The 25,883-nt window shown below is 42.1% G+C and carries 27 protein-coding genes and 2 rRNA genes; 11 read left to right on the top strand and 18 right to left on the bottom strand.

Annotated features, from left to right (window positions below; translation table 11 throughout):
* Window positions 1-280, top strand: a 23S ribosomal RNA gene (locus tag CF596_RS06450); the annotation flags it as partial.
* A gap of 200 nt (window positions 281-480) precedes the next feature.
* Window positions 481-595 (top strand): 5S ribosomal RNA (gene rrf / locus CF596_RS06445).
* 138 nt (window positions 596-733) lie between these two features.
* Here rrf and CF596_RS06440 read toward each other — a convergent pair.
* The 5 genes from CF596_RS06440 to rplM form a co-directional block, all read right to left on the bottom strand.
* Window positions 734-1,384, bottom strand: coding sequence for a hypothetical protein (locus CF596_RS06440; protein WP_096901582.1), 651 nt, complete (start codon window positions 1,382-1,384; stop codon window positions 734-736).
* A 16-nt stretch (window positions 1,385-1,400) separates the two neighbouring features.
* Entirely contained in the window at window positions 1,401-1,829 is a 429-nt protein-coding gene (locus CF596_RS06435) for a ClpXP protease specificity-enhancing factor (protein WP_004972487.1), read from the bottom strand.
* Between the two features lie 10 nt (window positions 1,830-1,839).
* Window positions 1,840-2,493: a glutathione S-transferase N-terminal domain-containing protein gene (locus CF596_RS06430; RefSeq protein WP_096901581.1), complete on the bottom strand. Its 654-nt coding sequence runs from the start codon at window positions 2,491-2,493 to the stop codon at window positions 1,840-1,842.
* A 250-nt stretch (window positions 2,494-2,743) separates the two neighbouring features.
* Window positions 2,744-3,130, bottom strand: a complete 387-nt coding sequence (gene rpsI, locus CF596_RS06425; protein ID WP_004972483.1) for a 30S ribosomal protein S9 — start codon at window positions 3,128-3,130, stop codon at window positions 2,744-2,746.
* Between the two features lie 12 nt (window positions 3,131-3,142).
* Complete coding sequence (gene rplM / locus CF596_RS06420) at window positions 3,143-3,571, bottom strand: 50S ribosomal protein L13 (protein ID WP_004909012.1); 429 nt, start codon at window positions 3,569-3,571, stop codon at window positions 3,143-3,145.
* 265 nt (window positions 3,572-3,836) lie between these two features.
* Here rplM and CF596_RS06415 point away from each other — a divergent pair, with 265 nt between their 5' ends.
* From CF596_RS06415 to CF596_RS06400, 4 genes are all read left to right on the top strand, one after another.
* Window positions 3,837-4,205, top strand: a complete 369-nt coding sequence (locus CF596_RS06415) for a hypothetical protein (RefSeq protein ID WP_096901580.1) — start codon at window positions 3,837-3,839, stop codon at window positions 4,203-4,205.
* A 104-nt stretch (window positions 4,206-4,309) separates the two neighbouring features.
* Complete coding sequence (gene pdxA / locus CF596_RS06410) at window positions 4,310-5,278, top strand: 4-hydroxythreonine-4-phosphate dehydrogenase PdxA (protein ID WP_096901579.1); 969 nt, start codon at window positions 4,310-4,312, stop codon at window positions 5,276-5,278.
* Window positions 5,279-5,297: 19 nt separating this feature from the next.
* Window positions 5,298-6,110 (top strand): 16S rRNA (adenine(1518)-N(6)/adenine(1519)-N(6))-dimethyltransferase RsmA, encoded by an 813-nt coding sequence (rsmA, locus tag CF596_RS06405; RefSeq protein WP_004972477.1) that lies wholly within the window; start codon window positions 5,298-5,300, stop codon window positions 6,108-6,110.
* A complete protein-coding gene (locus tag CF596_RS06400) occupies window positions 6,110-6,958 on the top strand; it encodes a symmetrical bis(5'-nucleosyl)-tetraphosphatase (RefSeq protein ID WP_096901578.1) in 849 nt (282 codons plus the stop codon). The genes rsmA and CF596_RS06400 overlap by 1 nt, the downstream gene beginning before the upstream one ends.
* A gap of 83 nt (window positions 6,959-7,041) precedes the next feature.
* Here CF596_RS06400 and CF596_RS06395 read toward each other — a convergent pair whose 3' ends face one another.
* The 6 genes from CF596_RS06395 to hflX form a co-directional block, all read right to left on the bottom strand.
* Window positions 7,042-7,494, bottom strand: a complete 453-nt coding sequence (locus CF596_RS06395) for a DUF2147 domain-containing protein (RefSeq protein ID WP_004972473.1) — start codon at window positions 7,492-7,494, stop codon at window positions 7,042-7,044.
* A 107-nt stretch (window positions 7,495-7,601) separates the two neighbouring features.
* Entirely contained in the window at window positions 7,602-8,045 is a 444-nt protein-coding gene (locus tag CF596_RS06390) for a DUF2147 domain-containing protein (protein WP_096901577.1), read from the bottom strand.
* A 178-nt stretch (window positions 8,046-8,223) separates the two neighbouring features.
* Window positions 8,224-8,670, bottom strand: coding sequence for a DUF2147 domain-containing protein (locus tag CF596_RS06385; RefSeq protein ID WP_096901576.1), 447 nt, complete (start codon window positions 8,668-8,670; stop codon window positions 8,224-8,226).
* A gap of 88 nt (window positions 8,671-8,758) precedes the next feature.
* Window positions 8,759-9,433: an LrgB family protein gene (locus tag CF596_RS06380; protein ID WP_096901575.1), complete on the bottom strand. Its 675-nt coding sequence runs from the start codon at window positions 9,431-9,433 to the stop codon at window positions 8,759-8,761.
* Between the two features lie 9 nt (window positions 9,434-9,442).
* A complete protein-coding gene (locus CF596_RS06375) occupies window positions 9,443-9,814 on the bottom strand; it encodes a hypothetical protein (RefSeq protein WP_096901574.1) in 372 nt (123 codons plus the stop codon).
* Window positions 9,815-9,848: 34 nt separating this feature from the next.
* On the bottom strand, window positions 9,849-11,189 hold the full coding sequence (gene hflX, locus CF596_RS06370) for a ribosome rescue GTPase HflX (protein WP_096901573.1): 1,341 nt from the start codon (window positions 11,187-11,189) through the stop codon (window positions 9,849-9,851).
* A 292-nt stretch (window positions 11,190-11,481) separates the two neighbouring features.
* On the opposite strand from hflX, the gene CF596_RS06365 reads away from it, so the two are divergent.
* Window positions 11,482-12,300, top strand: coding sequence for a lysophospholipid acyltransferase family protein (locus CF596_RS06365; RefSeq protein ID WP_096901584.1), 819 nt, complete (start codon window positions 11,482-11,484; stop codon window positions 12,298-12,300).
* Between the two features lie 97 nt (window positions 12,301-12,397).
* Here CF596_RS06365 and CF596_RS06360 read toward each other — a convergent pair whose 3' ends face one another.
* Complete coding sequence (locus CF596_RS06360) at window positions 12,398-14,008, bottom strand: phospholipase D family protein (protein WP_242439134.1); 1,611 nt, start codon at window positions 14,006-14,008, stop codon at window positions 12,398-12,400.
* A gap of 177 nt (window positions 14,009-14,185) precedes the next feature.
* On the opposite strand from CF596_RS06360, the gene CF596_RS06355 reads away from it, so the two are divergent.
* Entirely contained in the window at window positions 14,186-15,196 is a 1,011-nt protein-coding gene (locus tag CF596_RS06355) for a metallophosphoesterase (RefSeq protein ID WP_096901572.1), read from the top strand.
* Between the two features lie 67 nt (window positions 15,197-15,263).
* On the opposite strand, the gene CF596_RS06350 is transcribed toward CF596_RS06355, so the two are convergent.
* A complete protein-coding gene (locus CF596_RS06350) occupies window positions 15,264-16,577 on the bottom strand; it encodes an MFS transporter (protein WP_096901571.1) in 1,314 nt (437 codons plus the stop codon).
* Between the two features lie 185 nt (window positions 16,578-16,762).
* Window positions 16,763-17,410 (bottom strand): hemolysin III family protein, encoded by a 648-nt coding sequence (locus tag CF596_RS06345; RefSeq protein ID WP_004972459.1) that lies wholly within the window; start codon window positions 17,408-17,410, stop codon window positions 16,763-16,765.
* Between the two features lie 107 nt (window positions 17,411-17,517).
* Between CF596_RS06345 and CF596_RS06340 the strand changes: the two genes are divergently transcribed.
* Both CF596_RS06340 and CF596_RS06335 read left to right on the top strand, forming a co-directional pair.
* Entirely contained in the window at window positions 17,518-18,738 is a 1,221-nt protein-coding gene (locus CF596_RS06340) for an SAM-dependent methyltransferase (protein WP_096901570.1), read from the top strand.
* Window positions 18,739-18,761: 23 nt separating this feature from the next.
* The gene (locus CF596_RS06335) at window positions 18,762-19,184 is read left to right on the top strand and encodes a GNAT family N-acetyltransferase (RefSeq protein WP_004972455.1); all 423 of its coding nucleotides are present in this window, start codon (window positions 18,762-18,764) and stop codon (window positions 19,182-19,184) included.
* Window positions 19,185-19,296: 112 nt separating this feature from the next.
* Here the strand turns inward: CF596_RS06335 and CF596_RS06330 are convergent, their stop codons facing one another.
* From CF596_RS06330 to CF596_RS06315, 4 genes are all read right to left on the bottom strand, one after another.
* Window positions 19,297-19,629, bottom strand: coding sequence for a hypothetical protein (locus tag CF596_RS06330; RefSeq protein ID WP_004972453.1), 333 nt, complete (start codon window positions 19,627-19,629; stop codon window positions 19,297-19,299).
* A 171-nt stretch (window positions 19,630-19,800) separates the two neighbouring features.
* On the bottom strand, window positions 19,801-21,936 hold the full coding sequence (locus CF596_RS06325) for a 3-hydroxyacyl-CoA dehydrogenase NAD-binding domain-containing protein (protein ID WP_096901569.1): 2,136 nt from the start codon (window positions 21,934-21,936) through the stop codon (window positions 19,801-19,803).
* Window positions 21,937-21,947: 11 nt separating this feature from the next.
* On the bottom strand, window positions 21,948-23,153 hold the full coding sequence (locus tag CF596_RS06320) for an acetyl-CoA C-acetyltransferase (RefSeq protein WP_096901568.1): 1,206 nt from the start codon (window positions 23,151-23,153) through the stop codon (window positions 21,948-21,950).
* 229 nt (window positions 23,154-23,382) lie between these two features.
* Window positions 23,383-24,393: an AraC family transcriptional regulator gene (locus CF596_RS06315; RefSeq protein ID WP_004972448.1), complete on the bottom strand. Its 1,011-nt coding sequence runs from the start codon at window positions 24,391-24,393 to the stop codon at window positions 23,383-23,385.
* A gap of 209 nt (window positions 24,394-24,602) precedes the next feature.
* On the opposite strand from CF596_RS06315, the gene CF596_RS06310 reads away from it, so the two are divergent.
* Window positions 24,603-25,763, top strand: coding sequence for a CaiB/BaiF CoA-transferase family protein (locus tag CF596_RS06310; RefSeq protein WP_096901567.1), 1,161 nt, complete (start codon window positions 24,603-24,605; stop codon window positions 25,761-25,763).
* Window positions 25,764-25,883 lie beyond the last annotated feature (120 nt).

The following is a 25,883-nucleotide window of genomic DNA, read 5'->3' as shown; positions in this document are numbered from 1 at the left end:
GCGTTGGAAATTTGAGAGGATCTGCTCCTAGTACGAGAGGACCAGAGTGGACGAACCTCTGGTGTACCGGTTGTCACGCCAGTCGCATCGCCGGGTAGCTATGTTCGGAAGGGATAACCGCTGAAAGCATCTAAGCGGGAAGCCTACCTCAAGATAAGATTTCCCCGAGGCTTTATGCCTCCTAAAGAGCCGTTGAAGACTACGACGTTGATAGGTTGGATGTGGAAGCATAGCGATATGTGAAGCTGACCAATACTAATTGCTCGTGAGGCTTGACTATACAACACCCAAACAGTTGTATATAAAGCATCAATTGATTTCATATTGATCTAACGATCAGACGAAAACTTGATTTAGTGAACGCTAAACAATAAAATTCAGACCCAATAGCCAACCTGTTAATAACTCATTTGGAACAAAGTAAGGCATTACATGCAAAAGCAGAGTAACTAAGACCCGAACAAGTCCATAAACAGTTGTGCTGGCGACCATAGCAAGAGTGAACCACCTGATCCCTTCCCGAACTCAGAAGTGAAACCTCTTCGCGCTGATGGTAGTGTGGGGTTACCCATGTGAGAGTAAGTCATCGCCAGCTCATTATTCAAACACCCTCAACTAGCGTTGGGGGTGTTTTTTTATGTAGAAAAGAAAATATTAAAAACTATAAAAAGTGAAGGCAAAATAAAACCATCAGATGATGATGGTTTTATTACGGCTTAGATAGAAGATTGATTTAAGCGAATAATTGAGTAACGGAACACCATAGAATTGCTAAAATCGCAATCGCAACGATAGGTTCTAGTACTTTAGACCAAGTGGGTACAATTGCTTCTACAGGCTCAATATTTTGATGATCATCTTGGGTATGTTGTTGTACCATTTGATTAAACTCCTTCATTGATGCCTCTAATGATAGCTCTTCTTGTGGAATTGGTTTAGAGCCTTTTAGCTCTGTTAGTTCGTTTGTTGACCAAATCCAATCATCAGCCTGACCAGATAAATGCTCGATTTGGCCAAGCAATAACTCGCCTATGCCTTTATTACCAAAATTGCCGGTTTGATCCAATTGCTTGAGCTCTGTGAGTTGTAAGGCTAAGACTTCACTAATATTCTGTTCAAGCTCAGTTTTGGAGAGAGGTGACTGATTGTGTGGAGATGTGGTGAGTCGACGTGCAATTTCCTGAATATATAATTCATCTTGATGATCAATTTCTTGATAAAGTTTTTGGTTGTCTTCTCGCCACAGACTGACCAGTTTGCCTAAGCTCAGCGCATTGATTTCTTGAATATATTGGTCGCGATCAACAGCATTATATTGTTTCAAAAGCGAGGGCTTTTGAAGTTTAATCTGCGCTGCAAAATATTGTACTAAATCAAAAGCCATTCACTACTCCATTGTTTTAATCTAATAATCTAAGGCTTGGTTTTTTCTTAGTTTGTTCGGTTTTTTCTTCAGTCTTTGATTCTAAAGCATCTTGATCATTTTGGATATGTGCATACTCACTTGGATCAAAGAATAAGCCTTGTCCATTCTCTCTTGCATAGATACCTACGACGGCATTCATAGGTACATATAAGTCGCGTGATACGCCACCAAAGCGTGCAGAGAAGGTGATTGCATCATTGCTCATGTGTAAGGCATGCACTGCATGTGGAACGATATTTAGGACAATCTGACCATCCTGAATAAATTGTTCAGGAACAAGCGTATTCGGCTGTGTAGCATCGACCAATAAATGTGGTGTGAGTTGGTTATCACAAATCCATTCATAAATTGCGCGGGCTAAATAAGGACGGGTTGGACTTAAATTGATTTCAGATTCAGACATAATATGCTCTTTAAGTATGAATTAAAAATTCTTGATAGCGATTTTTTTCTTGCAAAGTCATTGCTTGAGTGAAGGCAGGGCGTGAAAAAATCCGCTGACAATACAGGAAAATTGGACGACAGTGTTGTTGAGGTAATTCTATGCCCATGGCTTTTAGCCGTATAAATAAGGATGCCAGCATGCAATCTAAAATACTGAAATTTTCTGACATGAAATAAGGATAATGCTGAAATAATGGTGTCAGTGAAATGAGTGTATCACGTAATTTTTTTTGTGCAGCGCGCTGTGTTGTGTAATCTAAGCTATCAGGATGACGTAGCATCTGATCGGCAAGTTTGAACCAGTCTTGTTCAAAGCGCCAAATATATTGACGTTGTTCTGCACGTGGCATAGGTGCATCGGCATAAAGTTTATTTTGTCGATAACGATCATCCAGATATTCGGAAATAATCGCAGTATTAAAGAGTTTTAAATCGTTTTCTAGCAGCATTGGAAGTTGATTATACGGATTCAGGCTTGCGAGGTCTTCATCTTCATAATCGACCAAAATCAGTTGATATTTGATTTGTTTTTCGGCCAGAACGTAACGAATCCAATGTGAGCGAAAGTCGTCCGCATGACTGTAGAGGGTAATGCCTTGTAAGGGTGCGTTCTCGACTGACATAATCCGAAATAAAACCAAATGAATAGAATAGGATACTAAACTTAGCCACTAAAATCACCCAGCAAAGCTGATAAAAGTGTATGAGATATTTGTTGATTGGTTTTCAATTTTTGGACTGTATTGAATTTTGATTTTTGGTGTATGTGAATCCGAATTGTTTATCTGACTTAAAATGCTCAGCTCGTTGATTTGCATAAAAAAAAGCCTTGGAAAATCCAAGGCTTTTTTTGTGTCCGATTCGGTAAACGAATTAACGTTTAGAGAATTGTGGACGTTTACGAGCTTTACGTAAACCAAGTTTCTTACGTTCAACTTCACGAGCATCACGAGTAACGAAACCAGCTTGACGAAGAGCAGGTTTTAAAGTGTCGTCAGATGCGATCAATGCACGAGTAATACCGTGACGGATTGCACCAGCTTGACCACCAATACCACCACCAGCAACAGTGATGTAAAGGTCATATTTTTCAGTAGCTTCAAGAAGCTCTAATGGTTGACGTACGATCATACGAGCAGTTTCACGACCGAAATATTGCTCAAGAGTACGGTTGTTAATTACGAGTTTACCTGTACCAGCTGATAAGAAAACACGTGCAGTTGCGGTCTTACGGCGACCTGTACCATAGTTAGTAGCCATGTGCTGTATCCCTTAGATGTCCAAAACTTGTGGCTGTTGAGCTGTGTGAGGATGCTCAGCACCAGCGTACACTTTCATTTTCTTGATCATAGCATAACCAAGAGGACCTTTTGGCAACATGCCTTTTACAGCGCGTTGGAAGATTTCTTCTGGTTTGTGAGCAACTAATTTCTCGAAATTAGTTTCACGGATACCACCAGGGAAACCAGTGTGGCGATAGTATTTCTTGTCAAGTGATTTGTTACCAGTCACTTGAACTTGCTCAGCATTGATGACAACGATGTAGTCGCCAGTGTCAACGTGAGGAGTATAAGAAGTTTTGTGCTTACCGCGTAAACGACGAGCGATTTCTGTCGCAAGGCGACCTAGAGTTTTGCCAGAAGCATCAACAACGTACCAGTCGTGTTGAACTTCAGCTGGCTTAGCGCTGAGAGTTTTCATTAAACCACTACCTATTATAGTTGGTTTGGACTATGGAAGCTGTCCAAACAAAAAGGAGTCCGAATTCTACCTGAGAATGGGTAGAACTACAATGGAAAAGTCACATTTTAAGCGCTATATTTTATCAAGTTTGGTTATAAAAGCAAAATCACCTCTAGCGACCATTTCACGACAGTAAAAATCAGGTATTGATCTTCTTTATCTAGTGCTGTTTTAGCTTTTTCTGTATGGTCGCAGCTAATAATAATGATGAGGACGGATCACTATGTCTGATGATTTAGAACGCATCGCTACAACGACAAAAGCATTAACGACAGAAGCATTAAAGCCGCAACCAAATAAACTGCTAAAATTTATAGCAGGTTTTTTCATCACATTGATTGGTCTGTATGAACTGGCATTTTTGTTGGTAGGTGCAGCTTATGGTACTGATGTATTTGATTTTATCTTAATCTATTCTGTATTTATGCACATCACCTTGCTCCCTTTTATGCTATATGGCATCGGTGGCTTCATCATGTTGAGTCTATCTGATCAAAACTATCGAGCAGTCACTCAACAAGCGCCCAAAATACTATTTATAGGTTTGTTGTTATGTATGGTCGTGATTGGCATTTCGGAATGGGCGCATTAGATGGGCATCTTAGATAGCCGATTTAGATTAGATTGGAGATAAAACAATTTTGCTCAGGATGGCGCTATAATTCAGCTACACCTAGCTATAGTGGATGAAGCTGCATGCGCCCTTTATATGTCACCAGTGGTGAACCTGCAGGTATTGGACCTGATATTTGTCTAAGTCTGGCAGCTCGACAAGATGAGCGTCCAATTGTGGTATTGGCAGATCATCAATTATTACAACAACGCACCGAAATTCTAAAGCAACAAGTCGAATTGATTGAATATTCAGGTCAGCAACAGCCTGCAGCGCTTGGGCAGTTATATGTTGAGCATGTGCCTTTGGCTGTAGATGTTGAGTTGGGGCATTTAAATGCACAAAATGCAACTTACGTTTTGGAGCAATTACGTCGCTCAGCTTCTTATGCAATGACAGGTAAGAGTGTGGGCGTGGCGACAGCACCCGTGCAAAAATCTATTATTAATGAAGCTGGTATTTCTTTTAGTGGGCACACTGAATATTATCAGGAGTTTGCAGGTGTTGCGCGTGTGGTGATGATGTTAGCCACCAAAACCTTACGCGTTGCCTTGGCGACCACGCATTTACCTTTACGTGCCGTGGCAGATGCCATTACCAAAACACGTTTAGAACAAGTAATTGATATTTTGCTGCACGATTTAAAAAGCAAGTTTAAAATTGAACATCCTAAAGTATTGGTCTGTGGTTTGAACCCACATGCGGGCGAAGATGGGTATTTAGGCATGGAAGAAATTGAGGTGATTAATCCTGTGCTGCAAAATTACCGTAATCGCGGTGAAAATCTCAGTTTAAGTTTACCTGCAGATACTTTATTTACCCCAGAAAATTTAAAAGATGCCGATGCAGTTTTAGCGATGTATCACGATCAGGGTTTACCTGTGTTAAAATCTCAGGGCTTTGGTGAAGCAATCAATATTACTTTAGGCTTACCGTTTATTCGCACTTCAGTCGATCACGGCACAGCGCTCTCCCTCGCAGGTACGGGACTTGCGAAAAGTTCTAGCTTGCATGTTGCTGTCGATTTAGCGCTGGATTTAGCACGTTCATAATTTCAGCTTGGAAATCTTTATGTATCAAATTAATGCCCTAAACCCAAAAGATGAAGGGCATCAGGCTCGTAAACGCTTTGGTCAAAACTTTTTGCATGATCAACGCGTGATTGCCAAAATTGTCCGCTCAGTGAACCCACGTCCAGGCGATAATATTGTCGAGATTGGACCGGGTTTAGCGGCATTGACCTCACCTTTAATTGGTGAGTGTGATGCTTTGACTGTAGTGGAATTAGACCGTGATTTGGCCGCAGGCTTACCGGGACGTGTGCCACATCCTGAGCGTTTAACTATTGTAGAAAGTGATGCGCTGAAATATGACTTTACCGAGTTATTTCAGGAAGGGCGCCCGCTACGTGTGGTTGGAAACTTGCCGTATAACATTTCGACGCCGCTTTTGTTTCATCTCTTAGAGTTTGGTGACAAAGTTAAAGACATGCACTTTATGCTGCAAAAAGAAGTGGTAGATCGTATCACGGCTGAACCGAATACCAAAGAATATGGGCGTTTATCGGTGATGATGCAGTATTACTGTAAGCCAACGTTCTTGTTTGAAGTACCGCCTGGCGCATTTAATCCACCGCCTAAAGTGACTTCTGCAGTATTCCGTTTAGAGCCTTATGTGACTAAACCGATTATTGCCAAAGATGAAAAAGCATTGGCACGTTTGGTGGCGCATGTATTTACCCAACGTCGTAAAACATTGCGCAATAGCTTAAAAGGCATGTTGGCTGAAGATGCGTTTGAACGTGCAGGGGTAGACCCAATGGCACGTCCTGAAACTTTAAGTTTGAGTGCATTTGTCGCATTGGCAGATCAGATGGTGAATTAATGGCAGCAATTCGATACAACTATGTCATTGGTGATGTGCAGGGCTGCTTTGAAGCCTTAAAACTGTTATTAAAAGAAATACAGTTCGATCCCGATCAAGATTTTATTTGGTTTGCAGGCGATTTAGTCGCGCGGGGTGAAAACTCGGTAGGTGCTTTGCGTTTTATTAAAAAACTGGTAGATCGTGGCGTTGCAGCAACAGTGTTAGGCAATCACGATTTAACCTTGTTGGCAGGCGCACGTGGCTTAAAGAAAATCAAAGCACAAGACAACACTCGTGATGTGATTGATGCAATTGACAGTGATGATTTGATTGATTGGTTGCGTAAACAACCATTGTGTCTTTTTCCTAATGAAAACACCATTTTAACTCATGCAGGTATTCCACATATTTGGAATGCGGAACAAACCGCAGCTTTGGCAAAAGAAGTTGAGGCGGTGATTGGGCATGAGGACTTTGAGGTAGTGGATGCATTCTTAAAGGAAATGTATGGGGCAGAACCTGCAGTTTGGTCGGATGATTTAGAGGGGCATGCGCGTTTACGTTGTATTACCAACTATTTGACCCGTATGCGTTTAGCCAATGCACAGGGTGGTTTGGAATTCAGCTTTAAAGATGCCTTAGATGATCCGATGCCAGAAGGTTTTAAACCGTGGTTTGAATATCCATCTTTAGCTGCGCAAACACATCAAATCGTATTTGGTCATTGGGCAGCATTGCAGGGACAAACGGTAGCCGACAATATTCAAAATGTGGATGGCGGTTGTGTGTGGGGCAATCAGCTTGTGGCTTATCGTTTGGAAGATCAGCAATTGTTTGCAGTGGATAATCCGCTGGCAGAATGGTAATAACATTCATCTTTAAAATTTAAAAATGTGATGATGAAATGAAAATAGCCACCTATTGAGGTGGCTATTTTTTATCTTGAATTTTATTGAATTCGAATCCAAGTTTGACTGCGACCTAGTGTAGATACACCCATATAAGCACGTAAAGTTAAACGTTTACCTGTTGAGTTGAGGCGAATTTTTGCATCGTAAATACGACCTGCCAATGGATCAATTACGCGTCCTTTTTCGTAATTGTTGCTGTTTTTGACTTGTTGTAAGCCTTTTAAAATATCCATCCCTAAAATAGGTTGGTCGGTATAAGGCGCAGGGCATTTATTACAAAGTTCACGTGGGGTATAACCCGGACGCGGGGTTACTTTCACAATTTTACCCGTATAGGTTTGATTGGCTTCTTTACGAATTTCGATGACAGCTTTGGGTGAGCCTGTTTTATCATCAATTTGTTGCCAAGTTCCTGCTAAATCTTGTGCCATCGCCAAAGTGCTTAGACTGCCGAAGATGACGGCTATTCCTAAAGCCAATTTCTGAATCATTTTATTTCCCTTACTCGGTCTTTGCGGCTAGTCTAATCTGTGAATTAACGGACACAAAGTCCCGAGTATCCAGAAAAAATGACCGATGCGACACTATGCGTTAGATTTTATTGACGAATCCACGTTTGTGTCCGACCAATGGCTGAAATTCCGACGTAACCACGTAAAGTGAGACGTTTATTATTAGACGCCAAACGACCTTTCAGGCTATACATTTTGCCTGTAAGAGGATCTAAAATACGTCCATCTGAATAGTTGTTATTTTCCACATGCTTTAAGCCATGAATAATTTCCAAACCCACCAAAGGTTTGTTGGTATAAGGCGCAGGACAATTGACACACATGGTTTTTGGGGTATAGCCTGGTCTTGGTGTGACTTTGATAATTTTACCCGTAAACGTGCCATTTTCCGCTTTGGTAATTTCAATTAAAGCCTTAGGTGAGCCTGTTTTGTCATCAATACTTTGCCAGATACCCGTTAGGTCTGCAGCAAACGCTGAGCCACTGAAGATTAAGCTTGCAAATATACCCATCCATACATTTTTCTTCATATCATTCCTTTAATTGCCAAAATTGATCACAGAGGTTAATTTAAGATATAAAGCGAGTTGTGGTAGGAGTCAAGCGGTTTGAGAGAAAGTGAATCTTAAAGTTGCAACTAAAATGGTGGAAAAACAATAAAAAATGCCACGAACGTGTGGCATTTTAAGTGAAAAGTAAAGTGATTAATTATTCGCTTTTAATCCAAGTTTGGCTGCGTCCTAAAGCTGACACACCGACATAACCGCGCATGGTCAAACGCTTACCGTTGCTGCTTAATTTGGCTTTGGTGCTGTAAATATTGCCGCTTAATGGGTCAATGATTTTTCCACCAGAGTAGTTCATGCCACCTGTATGTTTTAAGCCTTTGAGTACATCCATGCCTAAAATAGGTTGGTTAGTATAAGGTGCAGGACAGTTGATACAGGTATCTTTAGGGGTGTAGCCAGGACGAGGGGTGACTTTGACAATTTTAGCCGTATAGGTGCCATTGGCTTCCTGACGAATTTCTAAAATTGCTTTTGATGAACCTGTTTTGTCATCAATATTTTTCCAAGTACCCGTAATATCTTGAGCTAGCGCAAAACTTCCTAACGCTGAGCAGATTAAGGCAACGGTGAGTTTCATCTTGACCATGTTCAATGTTCCTTGTTTTTGGCTAACTGGATATTTCATAGTAAAAAGAAAGTTAAAACTCGACAAGTCTAAATAAGTGATTGCTCAGTCACATTTTTTGTAAATACAGTATAAAAGTTGGCAGCCACACTGCGGTAAATACTGCATTGACGGCCATACCAAAGGCGGCATAACGTCCAGCTACGCTACCACGTTGCCAAGCTTGGGCGGTTCCAATTGCATGCGCAGCCAGACCTAAAGCCAAACCAGAGGCGCGTTCATCATTGATGTGTCTTAAGATAAAAGGTGAGAACGCGGCACCTACAACACCTGATAAAATCACAATCAAGACTGCCAGTTGAATTGGGGCTTCCAAAAGCGTGGCGATGTTAATGGCAATAGGCGTGGTTACGGCACGTGTGGCAAAGGCCATAATATCGGCACTAGACATGTGCAAGGCATAGGCCAGTCCCATAGGTAGGGCTACAGCACTGATGCTGGCAAACAGTAGAATACCTAAAATGGCTTTTAGTGGTAAATCGTCATAACGCATGGCGGCCAGAGGAATGGCCAGTGCCACCGTCACATAACCCAATAATTGATTAAAAATAGGGTTGGTTTGTGCCATGTAATTTTCGTAAGGAATCCCAAAAATGTATAACAGCAGCAGCACAAAGAACATGCCAAAGACAATTACAGGAATTTGCGGCACTTTTTGGTTGCAAGGTTTTGCCAGAACATAGGCAATGAGGGTGATTAAAAAACCATATAAAACGGATAACATTTTAATCTCCTACAACCAGCGTTTTGCCATTTTGGCATAGAGCCAAAGTGGAATGAGGGTGCTGATACACAGTACAATCAGAAAGATTGGTATTTGTTTGCCCATGTGGGTCAGCATGATCAGTGAACCTGCGCTAATAGGTAAAAAGGCAAATGCACTTTCTTTCATGATTTTGTTGTTGGTATCGACCAAACGAGCAGGAATTTTGCTGAGTTTGCGCCAAGTAAATAAGACCGCCAATAAACTGAGCAAGCCCACTAAATTGCCAAGTTCTGGGTGATTAAACTGAGTCATGATCCATACTGCGGCTTCACGAAACACAATAATCAAAAGGAGTGTGCCGATCCATGCTGGCCAGTCTATCTGTTTTATTCTGCTCATTTTGATCTTTCGTTAAAATTTCACTTATCACGTTTTAACCGATCTGATCATCAATTTCAAATGCTTCTAACGGACGTTTAAATTGTTCCGCCTGCGCACCTAAAATTTCTTCAATCGGTAAATGTGCCTGTTTAATCAGTTGTTCCAATTTGTGAGGCGCCATATTGACCTGTAGCAGCAATTGTCCCTGATCATCATAGTGTTCAGATTGAATGACGTTCAGTTCATACAGTTGATTGCGCAATTTGCCATAGGCAGGTTGTAGTTTGAGTTCAAATGGCTGAATTTGTCCCATCAGACACTCATGCACGGCCTGTTTTAATAACTCCAATCCTTGGCCTGAATGCGCTGAAACATAAACACGGTCAGGTTGATGCGGTTTGTCATAGACAATTTTAGCTGTTTCACCTGACACATCAATTTTATTGTAAACCCGAAGAATAGGCACATCTGCGCCAATTTCTTTGAGTACGCCTTCCACGGCTTCAATTTGTTCCATCAGGTCGGGGCTGCTTGAATCAATCACATGCAACAGCAAACTGGCTTCTAAGGTTTCTTCCAATGTGGCTTTAAAAGATTCCACCAGTGAGTGAGAAAGGTTGCGTACAAAACCTACGGTATCTGCGAGGACTAAGCGACCAATACCATCCCATTCTAGGCGGCGTAGGGTGGGGTCAAGGGTTGCAAACAGTTGGTCTGCCGCATAGACATCACTTTGCGCCAAAATATTAAATAGAGTAGATTTTCCTGCATTGGTATAGCCTACCAGCGACACGGTAGGAATAGCGGCTTTTTGTCGTGCTACTCTGCCTTGTGCACGGGTTTGACGGACTTTATTGAGTTTGGTTTTTAGTTGTCCCATGCGAATACGCAATAAGCGTCGGTCAGTTTCAAGCAAGGTTTCCCCAGGACCACGTAAGCCGATACCACCTTTTTGACTGTCTAAGTTGCTGCGACTACGCACCAAACGTGAAGATAAATGTTGTAATTGTGCCAATTCGACCTGTAATTTACCTTCGTAAGTGCGGGCGCGTTGAGCAAAAATATCTAAAATGAGTTCGGTACGGTCAACCACACGGCATTGCATCACTTTTTCTAAATTACGTGCCTGTGCAGGACTGAGTGCATGATCAAAAATGACCAAATTGGCGTCGTGTTCTTTGACCAATGCGGCAATTTCTTCGGCTTTGCCTGAGCCAATAAAGAGTTTGGCATCGGGTTTACTACGTTGAGTGTGGACGTGTTGTAAAACTTCTGCACCCGCAGATTCAGCCAAGAGCTGAAATTCTTCGGCATCTAGGTCTTCTAAAATTTGGACAGCGACACTGACCAGTACAACACGCTCGCCATCTTGATGTGGCACAAAATTTTCCACTCAGCGCAATCTCCATGCTAAAGCTATATTCTAGTAGAAAAAATGTTTGTGCAGGGAAATAGATGATTGGATTTTTCCTGCGCCCTGATTTGATGCTATATCAACGTATGTAAACTCAATTATAAGGATGACCCCAATATAGAATTTATCTATTTAGATTTTGCCAAAAGTCGCATGTTTGCATGCAGGTTTCGGTTTTTATTATCAATGCAAGTTCAGATTGAACAGTATAGAATGAGCAAAATATAGACCTTTATACGTTGTTTTGCGTTTAACAATTAGTGATGACCCTATGAACCCAGCTGTTGAAACTCACACATCTCCAATTCATGGTTTTGCAAAGCTTGCTTTGTATAGCAAAAAAGTTCTGGCAACGGCTGGCGCGATTGGTGAAGGGTTCTATTTGGTCTATCGTCATCAATTGTATAAAGACACCAACAATCCGAACAATACGCGCTATGTGCAATATTTTTGCCGTCAATTGTGCAAAGTTTTTAATATTGAAGTGCAAATTCATGGTGAAATTCCGCATGACCCTGCGCTATGGGTCAGTAATCATATTTCGTGGTTAGATGTAGCGGTATTGGGTTCTAGTGCGCGGGTATTTTTTCTGGCCAAAGCTGAAATTGAAAAATGGCCGTTATTGGGTAAGTTAGCCAAAGGTGGGGGGACGCTATTTATTAAGCGTGGCTCTGGCGATTCAGTCAAAATTCGTGAACAAATCACGCAATTTTTAAAACAAGATATTCCTGTATTATTTTTTCCTGAAGCGACCACGTCAGATGGAAGCAAAATTAAAAAAGTGCATGGTCGTATTTTAGGGGCAGCAATTGAAGCCAAACGACCTGTGCAAATTTGTCTGATTTGTTATGTGAATCAGCAAGGTGAGTTAGATACTGTTGCGCCGTTTATTAATGACATGACCTTTGTTGATCATGTGAAAGATGTTTTGGAAATGCCGAAAGTGACAGCGCATTTAATGGCGTTACCTGCAATTGTGGTAGAAGGGCACGATATTGAATCTTTAACTGCTGTGGTACAGGAACGCATGACAGAAGGTTTGGCTGAGTTGCATCGTCAGGTATTAAAACCACAAGTGCTGACATCATAAAACATGCTTAGGCGCATCTTCATGTTAAAGATAGCCTAAGCACATCACATTTTTTTAAGAATAATGGTCATCATCCAACAGCTTCAATATTATGTTGCTACATAAAGCCTTCAATTGGCAGCCATGAGGTAATTTTCATTGCCGCACGTTGATACCATTTCATCCCTGGTTCTTTTTTCAGAATTTGAGTTTCGCCTTGTGGATTTTTCATCTGCCATTGAATGTTTTGCTGTGCATCCAAAACCAGTTTATAAGCATATTTGGACAAATTGACATCCATGGTGTGGTGAACTGCGCGAGCCAATGGCGGACTGTTTAAAATCACCCCAATTTCAGTATTTAAATATGCCGAGCGTGGGTCAAAATTAAACGAACCAATAAATACCTGTTTTTCATCCAATGCCATGAGTTTGGCATGTAAACTAGAACGGCTTAAACCTTTCATACTGACTTTGGCTTTTTTGGAAATTTCGTGCGTATGTGTGTTTAGGTTTTCCATTTCAGGTCGCGCCAAAAACTCATACAGCTGCACGTTATTTGCCAATAAATCTTCTCGATATTTGGCGTAAAAAGCATGCACCACAGGAACATCGTTGGCTTTAAAGGAGTTGGTCAGTACGCGTACCTGAACGCCATCATCCGCCAAGTCTTTTAGTTTTTCTGCCCCCGATTGTTCAGGGACAAAATACGCAGAAATAATATCGACACTACTGCTTGGCTTCTCTAAATGCGTCAGCAATTGAAAGTTGAGATGTTCTTCTTTTGAGGCGCGGTCTTTAATTTTACTCGGCGCATCTTTGACCACTTCAGCACTGACCCAATCGAACTTAATACTATGCGTCATCCACTGTTCAATCGCTTTAGAACGAGTCACCAAATCTAAATAATTTTGTACGGTGGCTTCTTGATCGTGCTGTTCTAATTGCTGTTTTAAGCTTTCATAACGCAAGGTGTAATGTTGTGGATTGACCAATTGCTTGACTGAATAAGCATAGTCATCATTCCAGTATTCATCAAAAGAGTGAATAATTTCATCCGAAGCCGAGCCGACTAACATCACATCGACATCAGAAAATTGATAATTGTCGCTGACGTTATAGTATTGATTGCTCATATTGCGCCCACCAATCAGAGAAATTTGGTTATCGGCAATAAAGCTTTTGTTGTGCATACGACGGTTAATACGCTTCAAATCCAAAATCATGTCCATGGCACGATAATGTCGAAAGCGATATGGATTATACAGTTTGATGTCGATGTTGACGTGTTGATCGAGCGCGAGATAAATGCCTTCCATTTTTTTGGCATTGTTATCATCGACCAATAAGCGGACTTTCACCCCACGATCTGCCGCACGAATAATGGCGTGTAGTGCAAGCGCGCCAATTTTATCGTTATCCCAAATATAATATTGTAAATCTAAAGATTTTTCTGCTTTATTAATCAGATAGATACGTGCTGCTAGGGCTTCGAGCGGATCATATAGGACATGATAACCCGTAAGCTGCGGATATTTTTCGCGTAGCGGCAGTACAATTTTGGCCAAACTGGTTTGATCGGTTGGGGTTTCAAACGCCATCTGGATCGGATGTTCAATCTGTTTGGGCAGCGTGCTACAGCCTGAGAGTGTCAAAACGAAGGCGCAACTCAGCCACAAGACGTTGTGCCGAATATTTTGAAATGGAGCGGATGAGCTGCGGTTTGCCAAATTAAATTCCTTTTTAGCACGAGGAGCAAATAAGTTAAAAATAGGGTTTGAGTATAATTGTCAGCTATGAAAAGATAAATATGACAATGGTGTGTAGACGACGAGCAAAGCCACTGTGTTGCTATCTAAATGACAGCAACATTAAGCAGTTGTAGTATGACGTAACAGAGAACAATTATGTGGAACAATGATTCGGTGGTGTTGTATTTCTATATTGGCATGGCAATTTTAGCGGTGTGGGCGGTTTCGCAAGCATGGCGCAGTCAGGCCAATACCGAAACCATTCATCCGTTCAAAGCTTTTGTGCATTTATTGGCATTTTATTTGTCTTATCTGTTGCCGCCATTGGTGTTCTTTAGTGTCTATGCTGGGATGCAAGGCTATTATTCTGTTCACGAAGCGATTTTTGTATTTGTGGTCAGCGCCGTATTAAGTTATGCACGTTTTATAGAACCGCATTTAATTCAGGTAAAAACTACTAAATATCAGATTCATGCAGACCGCCGTTTATTAAAGCCTGTCAAAATTGCCTTAATTGCAGATTTACATATTGGTTTGTTTTCTGGGCATGAACGTCAGCTCAAGCAAATTGTGAAGAAAATCAATTTGCAAAACCCCGATATTGTGGTCGTGGCAGGAGATTGGACCTATGAACCTGAAAATAAACTGGCTCAGGAACTTGCCGTATTAAAAGAGATTTGTGCGCCAGTGTATTCGGTCAATGGGAACCATGATGAACAGTACCCAGGTCCGCCTATTCAAGAACTTTTACAAACGGCTTTGGCACAAAATAATGTAATTGATATTGAAGGGAAGATTGTCGAGTTTGACGAGTTCCGTTTGTTGGGTATTGGCGATTTGTGGGCAGGTAAAACCGACATGCGTTATATGCCCGATTTACCTCAAGACAAGCCGTGGGTGTTGTTATCACATAACCCAGATACAGTAGATATGGTACCTAAATTACCAACTCGTCCGCTGATGTTGGCAGGACATACCCATGGTGGGCAAGTTGAGTTGCCATGGTTAACCGATTATGTGATGAAAAAAGTATCGATTTTAGGGCATAAAAAAGGTTTATATCGGCATGATCATGCCGATGTATTTGTGACTGTAGGGACAGGAATGGTCGGTGTTCCTTTTCGTTTTGGTGTGCCGCCCACGATTGATATTATTGAATTATTGTAAGCACCGTCACCATCGCCTACATGAAAAAAACCAGCCGAGGCTGGTTTTTTTGATGCAATTTTTGCGCTTAAATTTGATTGTTTACATCATCATGCTTGGTTTCTCGAATCATTAAAAATGCGATTAAAGACAAGATGGATGCTGCACTTAAATAATAACCAACTGCAGCCAAGCCATAAGTGGTGGCAAGTTTGGTGGCAATGAGTGGGGCAAACGATGCGCCAAAAATACCCGCCAAGTTAAAGGTGAGTGCGGAGCCTGTATAGCGTACAGATGTTGGGAAAATTTCAGACAATACTGTACCAATGGGCCCGTAAGTAAGTCCCATAATTGCCAAGCCAATACACAGGAAAATAAATACAATCCACGTGCTGCCTGAAGCAAGCATATCGGCAAAGAATAAGCCAAAAATTGCAGAGACGATGCACACCGCAATAGAGGTAGTTTTACGTCCAAATTTTTCGGCTAAAACGGCTGAGAGGGGAATAAATGCGGCAAAACACAATGTGGCTAGTAGTTGAAGTTTTAAGAATTCTTCACGTGAATAACCCAGTTGTTTAGTGCCCCATTGCAAGGCAAATACTGTAGTCAGATAAAACACCACAAAGGTACAAATTGCAGCGATTGTTCCGAGCACTAACATTTTAGCGTGTTTTTTAAAGACCTGAATAAATGGCACATTGACTTCTTTTTGTTTATTCAACACTTTTTGGAAGGCAGGCGTTTCATGCAGTTTTAAGCGAATCCATAAACCGACAATCACCAATAAGGCACTCGAAATAAACGGGATGCGCCAGCCCCATGTCATAAAGTCTTGCTCAGACATCAGCGCACCTAAAATAAGGAATGAACCTGTGGCAAGAATAAAACCAATCGGAGCGCCCAATTGTGGGAACATGCCATACCAAGCACGTTTACCTTCAGGGGCATTTTCTGTGGCTAACAGTACTGCTCCCGACCATTCACCGCCCAAGCCTAAACCTTGCCCTAAGCGACACAACGCCAACAGTAATGGCGCGATAATCCCAATTTGTGCATACGTCGGCAGTAAACCAATACAGACTGTAGAAATTCCCATGGTCAATAATGCCGCGACCAAAGTGGCTTTGCGTCCAATCCGATCTCCTAAATGTCCAAATAAAGCTGCGCCAATTGGACGGGCGATAAAGGCAATTGCAAAGGTGGCGAGAGATTGAATGGTTGCCGTCATTGGGTCAGTACTGGTCGGAAAGAACAGATACGGGAAAATAATGACTGCCGCAGTGGCGTAGATATAAAAGTCAAAAAACTCGATGGTGGTACCGACCAAGCTTGCAGTCAGTACTCGAAATTTAGAATTTTGAGTCGGCTGTTCAGCGGCAGCAGTAGATGAAGATGCCATACAGGACCTTATGTAAAGTGAATTTTAAATGAAAGTGCAATTTGGCACAGACCGCACTGGCAGAAAAATAGTAGATACTTCTTGTAGTTATACTTTTTTGAACAAGAAGTCGGTTACAAAACTGCATCCATGAACACCATTCAAATCTGATCGTTTTATCTGTAAGACATGAGCGATATTCAGCGTTAAATCACATACAGATAAATTGCCAGAAAGTGTGCGCCTGCACCAATTAAGACAAATACATGCCAAATTGCGTGGGTATATCTTACGCGTTTTAAGGCATAAAACAATGCACCCACGGTGTAGGCAATGCCGCCAATTAGCAAAAAGGTCAGGGCTTGGCTGCTTAAATAGGCTTGCATATCGTCCATGACCAGAACGGCTAACCAACCCATCACCAAGTAGGCAATTAAAGAAATTTTATGAAAACGGTTGATAAATACCAGTTTAAATAGGGTGCCAATCAGGGCAATAATCCACAGGGCAATTAACAAATATTGTGCTTTTTGAGTAGGAATCGCGATGGATAAAAATGGGGTATAAGTCCCTGCAATTAAATAATAAATTGCGGTGTGATCTAACTTTTTATAAAAATAACGACGGTCTGCTGCGGTTGCCATGTGATACAGCATTGAAGCAGAAAAAAGCAGTACCATGCTTATTGCATAGGCCCACAAACCTAGCCATTGTCCCGTACTTAAATACGCACCTTTAATGATTAAAAGAATACCTGCAATAAATGCCAAAGCCGCACCAACACCATGGCTCAGATAGTTAATCCGTTCTTCTTGCAGGTCATAATCAGGCACTAAAGGGGCATTTAATTTCATGGCGAATCTGCTTTAATTTCTTTAATTATACAACTGTATCGTAATTCAATTTTGCTTTTAGGGTAATAACAATTAAACTTGAATTGTAATTTTTTCAGGTTTTTATTATGTCGACTTTGGCTTCTCCCTCTGTGCAGGAACAACAATTCTTAGAGGCTTTTCAGCAAGCCATTGATACACAAAAGCTTGATCGTGTGGTGCTGAGTCAATATAAAGGCGAACTGGAACAATTAGAAAAAATCACCTTACGGGTGATTCAGCTAAATCAAGACACCGTTTTAACTTGTTTGTATCGCCATAAAACGCAGGATATCACCAAAAACTATCCTTTGGCAGAAGCACAGATACAATTGAGTCACTTATTGGCAGATTGTAAACAGGCCAATTTATTCACGACAGATCAGGAAATTCAGCTAAAAAAGAACAAAAAGAAAGCCATGCTTAGCATCAGTAAAACAGCACCGACTATAGCGAAACCGAAAGAACCACAAGGACATGACCGAGAAAAGCAGCGTTATGTCGATCAATCCAGCCCATTTTTACAACACTTGGGGATTAGCGATGCCAAAGCGCAAATTATTCCGAGCATGGCGCGTAAATGGAAACAGATTAATAAATTCATTGAAATTTTTTCGGGTGCCTTGGCGCAAATCAAAATTTCGGAAAATACCTTGCGCGTGGTGGATTTTGGTTCAGGCAAAGGCTATTTAACTTTTGCGCTCTATGACTATTTGCAAAAGCAGCAATTTATTCCCTTTGTGACTGGGGTGGAACTAAACCCGAAAATGGTTGAGTTTTGTCAGTCGGTGGCGAGTGCTTCAGACTTTCAGCAGCTAGATTTTTTTCAGGGCGATGTGCGCACCTATCAGCCAGAACATTTAGATGTAATGATTGCTTTGCATGCCTGTGATGTCGCCACCGATTTTGCAATTCATACTGGTATTCGCCTGAATGCACAAATGATTATGTGCGCGCCGTGTTGCCATAAAGAGTTGCGTCCACAATTACAAAGCCCAAGCGTGTTGCAACCGATGCTGCAATTTGGCATTCATGCAGGGCAACAGGCGGAAATGTTAACCGATACCATCCGCGCTTTATTGCTCAAAGCCTATGGTTATGACACCAAAGTTTTTGAGTTTGTCGCTTTAGAACACACCAGTAAAAACAAAATGATTTTGGCAACCAAACGTCAAAATTGGAGTGAACCTGATCAAGCAGTTTTGGCACAAATTCGTGATTTAAAAACCATGTACGGTATTCAAAAACATTCTTTGGAGTTGTTGTTGAACGATCAGTGGGATCAACAGGGCATTGGTTCTAAGTGCTAAGCAAGATGGAACAGGATATAAAGATGCAAGATTATGAAATTCAATCGGGCACTTGGACACAATTTGCTGCAGAGGCCAAATCTATTCGTGAGCAAGTCTTTATTCAGGAACAGCGAATTGCGCCTGAAGATGAGTGGGATGCACAAGATGCAGTTGCCTTGCATTTTGTGGTCTATGCAACTGGACAGGCGATTGCAACAGCACGTTTACTGGAAAATCACAGTATTGGACGGGTCGCAGTGTTGAAATCACAGCGCGGTTTAGGTGTGGGACGTGTTTTAATGCAGCATATTATTCAGGTGGCAAAGCAGCAGCAACGTCCGTGGGTCAAGTTGTCTGCGCAGGAACACGCGATTCCGTTTTATCAAAGTTTGAGTTTTCAGGTTGAGGGTGAGTCGTATTTAGATTGTGGTATTCCGCATGTAGATATGCGATTGATATTTTAAACGAATTGTCGATAGTCCTGATTTTAATCGTGCAAAATAAAAATCGCCATGATGGAATGTGATCATGGCGATTTCTTTTTATAAACTGTATGAACAGAGCCGCTAGCGCATATTAATGTCCATGTGCGGGTGCTGGCTCATGGTTTTCAGGCATATTGGCATGTTCTGTTTCAGTCATACCGTGTGCATCTGCAGTTTCAGCAGCCAAAGCTTCACGTGCTTCACGATCTGCTTGTGCTTTTGCCAATGCTTCTTGTGACATAGCTGGCGCATTTTTAAAGGCGTGTTGCTGAGTATTCTGCTTTTGTTGCTGGCTAGGCATGTAGTCAGGTTCATTCGTGACCGCTAACCAGAAAATAAACATGAAAATTCCACCCAAAATACAGAAAATAAAGAGTGCTTTCCAACCCCAAGGTGATTTTTCAGGAGTAAGGCGTTCGGTCATGTGCATCTACCCAATTTGAATCTAAATCTTAAAATTATGTAACTTTATAACATAAAATGCATGAGAAACGGATTAAATTCTATTTATGCAGGGATATTCATTGTAATTTTGAGCAAATAAAAAGAGGGATGATATATCCCTCCCAGATTGCTTTAAATTTAAAGTTTAGCTTTAAATGCTTTTAGCACCTGCAGCAACACGATCTTGCAAGATTTTAGGTGGGGTAAAACGCTCGCCATATTCAGCAGTAAGTTGCTGTGCTCGTGCCAAAGCCTGTGTTAAACCATATTGATTCAAAAATTGTAAAGCACCACCTGTCCATGCAGGAAAACCAATGCCAAAAATGGAACCCACATTGGCATCAATGACAGATTCTAAAACACCTTCTTCTAAGCAACGTAAGCTGTCCAGTGCTTGCACAAATAAAAAGCGATCTATCATCTCTTGTTCAGCGATTTCGGTATTTTGATACCAATGGCTTAATCCCGACCAAAGCTGTTTTTTACCCTGTTCAGGGTAGTCATAAAAGCCTGCACCTGCAGCTTTGCCTTTACGTGAGAATTGATGAATCATGGTTTGAATGACTTCATCTGCACTCGACAGTGGTCGGTCTTTTCCTTCGGCTTGCAGCGCCTTACGTGCTTCCTGTGCCACGTGTTCAGATAAGGTTAAAGATACTTCATCTTGAATAGCAAGTGGGCCAACAGGCATACCTGCTTTTAAAGCTGCCATTTCAATTTTGGCAGGATGTACGCCTTCTGCCAGTAAGCGCAAGCCTTCCTGCACAAAAGTGCCAAACACCCGACTGGTAAAAAAGCCACGTCTGTCATTGACTACAATCGGTGTTTTACCAATGTGTTGCACAAAGTCATATGCTTTTGCCAAAGTATCGGCAGAGGTGTTTTTTCCTTTAATGATTTCTACCAACGGCATTTTATCGGCAGGACTAAAGAAATGCAGTCCAATAAAGCGCTGTTGATCTTGCGCAGCTTGGGCAAGCCCGCTTATTGGCAAAGTTGAGGTATTGGATGCCATCACACCTTGTTCTGCCAGAAAAACTTCGGCTTCTTGTGTGACTTGCGCCTTGAGTTGAGGATTTTCAAATACCGCCTCAATAATCAAATCACAGCCTTGTAAATCGGCAGCCTGTGCCGTTGGATGAATATTGGCTAAGACTTGTGCTGCTCGCTCTGCACTTATACGACCTTGCGATACTTGTTTATCCAATAGTTTTTGACTGTAAGCTTTGCCTTTTTCAGCTTGTTCGATGGATACATCTTTAAGAACAACCGCAATGCCTTTGCTTGCTGTGGCATAAGCAATGCCTGCGCCCATCATGCCTGCACCTAAAATGCCGACTTTTTGAGTTTGATGCGGTGCAATGCCTTGCGGACGGCCACTGCCCGATTTAATCGCATTCAGCCCATGCCAAAAGGTGCCAATCATATTTTTAGAAATTTGACCTGTTGCGAGCTGGGTAAAATAGCGAGATTCAATGCGTAAGGCTGTATCGACATCAACCTGCGCACCTTCTACTGCTGCACTCAAAATTGCTTCAGGCGCAGGGTAACAGCCTTTGGTTTTGTCGCGTAGCATGGCAGGAGCAATGGAAAGCATTTGCGCGACAGCAGGTGTAGATGGTGTTCCCCCAGGGATTTTATAGCCTTTGACATCAAATACTTGTTGTGATTGAGGATGTGCAAGAATCCAGTCTTGGGCTTTGCTGAGTAATTCTGTTTCATTTTCAGCAAGATCATGGATTAAACCTAAACTTTGTGCTTTTTCCACACTCAGCTGTTTGCCTTCCATCAACAGCGGCAGGGCAGTTTGTAAACCCAATAAACGTACCATCCGCACAATACCACCGCCACCAGGCAATAAACCTAAAGTCACTTCGGGTAAACCAAACTTGGTTTTTGCATCACGAATTGCAATACGATGATGACAGCACAGAGCAAGTTCCCATCCGCCGCCGAGTGCCGTGCCATTTAAGGCAGCTACCACAGGAATACCACGGGTTTCAATATAACGCAGCTGTGCTTTTAGGTTTTCAATCATCTGAAAAAATGAGCTGGCATGCTCAGGCTGTACTTGAATCAACTCATCTAAGTCACCGCCTGCAAAAAAGGTTTTTTTCGCAGAGGCGAAAATGATTCCCGCCACTTGTTCGTCTGCTTTTAACTTTTGTACCACTTGCGCTAATGCATCTCTAAAGTCAGCATTCATGGTGTTGGCAGATTGATTTGGTGAGTCAAAGGTTAGAATGACAATGTTATCGGCATTTTTATAATAGTGAATGGCGCTCATTTTTATACTCCTTATACTCGCTCAATAATGGTGGCAATTCCCATCCCACCGCCTACACATAATGTAGCCATGCCGCGTTTTTTATCTTGTCGTTCTAGCTCGTCCAGTAAGGTGCCTAAAATCATGGCACCTGTAGCGCCAAGTGGATGACCCAAGGCAATAGCACCACCATTCACATTGACTTTGGCGGGATCAACCTGAAGTTCTGTAATAAAACGCAGAACCACGGCTGCAAAGGCTTCATTGACTTCAAACAGATCAATATCTTCAATGTTCAGTCCTGCTTTGGCTAAGGCTTTGCGTGCTGCAGGCGCGGGTCCTGTGAGCATAATGGCAGGGTCTGTGCCAACCAGTGCGGTAGCAAGCACTTTGGCGCGTGGTTTTAAGTTGTGTTGTTGTACCGCTTGTTCCGATGCAATCAAGACCAAAGCCGCGCCATCAACAATACCTGATGAATTGCCTGCATGATGCACATGATTGACTTGTCCTGCTTCAGGATATTTTTGCAGGGCAATCGCATCAAAACCCATTTGTCCCATATTGGCAAAACTCGGCTTGAGCTGTGCCAAGCTTTCAGCCGTGGTCTGTGGTTTGATAAATTCATCTTGTGCCAAAATCACCACACCTGCCTGATCTTTGACAGGTACAATCGAGCGCTCGAAATGTCCCTGTGCTTGTGCTGCTGCGGCTTTGTGCTGTGATGCTGCTGCAAATTGATCGACTTCTGTACGGCTATAGCCATCGAGTGTGGCAATTAAGTCAGCGCCAATACCTTGAGGAATAAAGTCACAAGCCATATTGGTTTCAGGGTCGAATGCCCAAGCACCACCATCGGAACCCATTGCCACGCGTGACATAGATTCCACACCACCTGCAACGATTAAATCTTCCCAACCCGAACGAACTTTTTGCGCTGCGAGGTTCACGGCTTCTAAACCTGAGGCACAAAAGCGGTTGATTTGTACCCCAGCAACATCATTGTCCCAACCTGCGGCAATCGCTGCGGTTTTGGCAATATCTGCACCCTGATCGCCAATTGGTGTGACACAACCCAAAACAATATCGTCTACTTGTGAGGTGTCTAGGTTGTGTCGTTGTTGCAATTCATTCAATAAGGTTGTGAGTAGGCGAATGGGTTTAACTTCGTGTAATGCGCCATCTTTTTTTCCTTTGCCGCGCGGAGTGCGAATAGCATCAATGATGTAGGCCTCGCTCATAATCAATCCCTTGTCGATAGTTTTCTTTATGATTGCTTTTGAGTGTAATCTGAAAATTTTGAAGTGCAATGACGAGAACGGTACAGGTCAGTGAGGTTTTTTGCTAATTCGGATGACGCAGTAATTTGGCAGAAAGATTGAAACTATAATAGAGCGATAAAAAAAGCCCTTGCGGTGTGCAAGGGCAATCGATTGGAATTACGAGTTATTGTGAATTGTCGATTCTAAATTAATGATAACCGTGCAACTGACGGTATAAACCAGGTGTGACGCCAGTCCACTTTTTGAAAGCACGGTGGAAAGTACTGGTTTCGCTAAAGCCAACTTGTTGTGCCACATCTTCAAGGGTAAGTTCAGGATTCAGCAATAGGTGAATCGCGGCATCACGGCGTAATGCATCTTTTACCCCTTGATAGCTTTTACCTTCTGCAGCCAAACGACGACGCAAGGTTTGTGGCGATAGGTACAGCATGGATGCAACATCGTTCAAGGTTGGCATTTCTTCGCCAATTTGGCTCTTTAACACGTCACGAATACGCGAAGTTAAAGAATTGGTGTTTTTGAATTTCACCAACAATTGCGCAGGCGCGGTTTTTAAGAATTCGTCTAAGGTTTCTTGGGTTTGACGAATTGGTAAATCCAAGTAGTCGGCAGCAAAGGTAATTTCGGTGCGTGGCATGTCAAATTGCATGACAGGCGCAAAGAACAGCGCATCGTATTCATCTGCATGTGCAGGACGTGGATAGCCAAAATGTACGCGCTCCAAAGGCAGGCGACGTTCAATCAGCCAAGATGCCAAGCCGTGCCAAATCATCAACATACTTTCAGTAATAAAGTGATCAGGATCCATAGCTTGTGGAATAGATGGTACCAAACGTGCTTCGTGTTTATCACGTTCTAAGGTAACCGACCAATCATCACCAAACAGTTTGTAGAATTGCGAAGAGAGTTCTAAGGCATCGCCCAGTGTTTTGGCGTGAATTACCAATTGGCACATGATCGCGAATGTACCCAAACGACGTGGCTGAGAATCAAAACCCACGTGTTCGTCTTGGGTCACCATCCACAACATTTTAATAAAGCGAGTATATTGTTCAGGTGAAATACGTGCTTTCGGTTGGCGCAGAAGTTCTGCCTCAATACCGACATGAGATAATAAGGTTTCGACATCCATGCCGAGTCGCTTAACACCCGTGAGCGCTGCATTTACAAAATGGATACTAATGGTATCTCTGCTCATGTTAAATCCTTCAGTCTCTTTTGTATTCACGTAAGCTTGACCTAAATGACGCTAAAAATTGAAATTGGCAATTTACAATACCAATTTTACTTATTTTACATAATAAATTGCCGAAATGATCAAGGTAAATGGCTGAACATGACATTGTGTTACAGTTTTGCTGTTTATAAGATGAACGGAAAATCAGTAAAAATCGAGTAATCACAACAATGACACATGCACTGAGCGGTTTAAAAGTTTTAGATTTTTCTACCTTATTGCCCGGCCCTTTTGCCAGTTTGTATTTGGCGGATATGGGTGCAGAGGTGATTCATATTGAATCGGCAACCCGTCCTGACTTAATTCGTTTATTTCCGCCCTATGCCAATGGACAAGCGACTTCGCACAGTTATTTGAATCGGAATAAACAGTCAATTACTTTGGATTTAAAATCCCCCGAAAGTATTCAGCTTATTCACGATAAAATTGCCGAATTCGATATTGTATTGGAACAGTTTAGACCAGGCGTGATGCAGCGTTTAGGGCTGGACTATGCCAGCTTGGCAAAAATTAATCCGCGACTGATCTATTGTTCCATCACAGGTTATGGACAAACAGGCGATTATCAACAAAGGGCAGGACATGACATCAACTATTTAGCCTTGTCTGGCATTGCGGGGCATAGTGGACGGCAAGCGGGTGGGCCGCCACCGCTCGGGATTCAAGTGGCCGATGTAGCAGGTGGATCATTGCATGCTTTGGTGGCGATTTTAAGTGCAGTGATAGAACGTCAGCGCAGTGGTTTAGGGCAGTATATTGATATTTCGATGACCGATTGCGCTGCGACTTTAAACAATATGGCCGCTTCAGCGGTTTTGGCGGCACAGGTTCCTCAATATGCTGAGCAATCTTACTTAAATGGTGGCACCTATTATGACTATTATGAAACAGCAGATGGCCGTTATCTTTCAGTCGGTAGTTTAGAGCCGCAGTTTATGCAGGGTTTGGCACAGATTTTAAACTTACCGATACTTTTGGAAAAAGGGGCATCTTTAGATCCGCAAGAGCGCTTGCAAGTCAAACACGCTATTCAAGATAAAATTAAAACACAAAGTTTTGCCACATGGCAGCAGGTATTCGCGCAATATGATGTCTGCGTTGAACCTGTATTCACTTTAGATGAAGCCTTACATTCACCTTTGGCACAGCAACGCGGTTGGACAGTAGAAGTTCCTATTCAGCAGAATGCCGAAAAAACTGAAACTCAGTTGGCGTGTCCAATTAAATTTTCACGTTCTCAAATGCGTTACGATTATATCGGGCAGGCTTTGGGTGCAGGGCTGTGGTCATCTCAGATTAAAAATCAGGATGAAGATGAAGCCAAGTCGTAATTTCAGGTAATCAATAATAGATCGAATAGATGCTATAGCAGAAAAAGTGCTAAAGCATGCACTATTTTGTGATAGCTCTATAAAAAGCCTGTAAATTTTGGCAAAGGCTTACAGGCTGTG

Origin of the sequence: Acinetobacter sp. YT-02 (assembly GCF_002412355.1) — a bacterium.
In the GTDB taxonomy this organism is placed as follows: Bacteria; Pseudomonadota; Gammaproteobacteria; order Pseudomonadales; family Moraxellaceae; genus Acinetobacter; species Acinetobacter towneri.
Note: the sequence above shows the minus strand (reverse complement) of the source record. Positions and strands in the feature narration are given on the sequence as shown.

Coding starts and splice junctions, on each gene's coding strand:
- CF596_RS06380 (WP_096901575.1), bottom strand. CDS start 9,433: ATGTTATCCGTTTTATATGGTTTTTTAATCACCCTCATTGCCTATGTT.
- CF596_RS06365 (WP_096901584.1), top strand. CDS start 11,482: ATGAACCCAGCTGTTGAAACTCACACATCTCCAATTCATGGTTTTGCA.
- CF596_RS06355 (WP_096901572.1), top strand. CDS start 14,186: ATGTGGAACAATGATTCGGTGGTGTTGTATTTCTATATTGGCATGGCA.
- CF596_RS06440 (WP_096901582.1), bottom strand. CDS start 1,384: ATGGCTTTTGATTTAGTACAATATTTTGCAGCGCAGATTAAACTTCAA.
- CF596_RS06340 (WP_096901570.1), top strand. CDS start 17,518: ATGTCGACTTTGGCTTCTCCCTCTGTGCAGGAACAACAATTCTTAGAG.
- CF596_RS06335 (WP_004972455.1), top strand. CDS start 18,762: ATGCAAGATTATGAAATTCAATCGGGCACTTGGACACAATTTGCTGCA.
- CF596_RS06330 (WP_004972453.1), bottom strand. CDS start 19,629: ATGACCGAACGCCTTACTCCTGAAAAATCACCTTGGGGTTGGAAAGCA.
- pdxA (WP_096901579.1), top strand. CDS start 4,310: ATGCGCCCTTTATATGTCACCAGTGGTGAACCTGCAGGTATTGGACCT.
- CF596_RS06390 (WP_096901577.1), bottom strand. CDS start 8,045: ATGAAGAAAAATGTATGGATGGGTATATTTGCAAGCTTAATCTTCAGT.
- CF596_RS06320 (WP_096901568.1), bottom strand. CDS start 23,153: ATGAGCGAGGCCTACATCATTGATGCTATTCGCACTCCGCGCGGCAAA.
- CF596_RS06435 (WP_004972487.1), bottom strand. CDS start 1,829: ATGTCTGAATCTGAAATCAATTTAAGTCCAACCCGTCCTTATTTAGCC.
- CF596_RS06350 (WP_096901571.1), bottom strand. CDS start 16,577: ATGGCATCTTCATCTACTGCTGCCGCTGAACAGCCGACTCAAAATTCT.
- CF596_RS06310 (WP_096901567.1), top strand. CDS start 24,603: ATGACACATGCACTGAGCGGTTTAAAAGTTTTAGATTTTTCTACCTTA.
- CF596_RS06375 (WP_096901574.1), bottom strand. CDS start 9,814: ATGAGCAGAATAAAACAGATAGACTGGCCAGCATGGATCGGCACACTC.
- rsmA (WP_004972477.1), top strand. CDS start 5,298: ATGTATCAAATTAATGCCCTAAACCCAAAAGATGAAGGGCATCAGGCT.
- CF596_RS06430 (WP_096901581.1), bottom strand. CDS start 2,493: ATGTCAGTCGAGAACGCACCCTTACAAGGCATTACCCTCTACAGTCAT.
- CF596_RS06400 (WP_096901578.1), top strand. CDS start 6,110: ATGGCAGCAATTCGATACAACTATGTCATTGGTGATGTGCAGGGCTGC.
- CF596_RS06325 (WP_096901569.1), bottom strand. CDS start 21,936: ATGAGCGCCATTCACTATTATAAAAATGCCGATAACATTGTCATTCTA.
- rplM (WP_004909012.1), bottom strand. CDS start 3,571: ATGAAAACTCTCAGCGCTAAGCCAGCTGAAGTTCAACACGACTGGTAC.
- CF596_RS06415 (WP_096901580.1), top strand. CDS start 3,837: ATGTCTGATGATTTAGAACGCATCGCTACAACGACAAAAGCATTAACG.
- CF596_RS06345 (WP_004972459.1), bottom strand. CDS start 17,410: ATGAAATTAAATGCCCCTTTAGTGCCTGATTATGACCTGCAAGAAGAA.
- CF596_RS06315 (WP_004972448.1), bottom strand. CDS start 24,393: ATGAGCAGAGATACCATTAGTATCCATTTTGTAAATGCAGCGCTCACG.
- rpsI (WP_004972483.1), bottom strand. CDS start 3,130: ATGGCTACTAACTATGGTACAGGTCGCCGTAAGACCGCAACTGCACGT.
- CF596_RS06385 (WP_096901576.1), bottom strand. CDS start 8,670: ATGGTCAAGATGAAACTCACCGTTGCCTTAATCTGCTCAGCGTTAGGA.
- CF596_RS06395 (WP_004972473.1), bottom strand. CDS start 7,494: ATGATTCAGAAATTGGCTTTAGGAATAGCCGTCATCTTCGGCAGTCTA.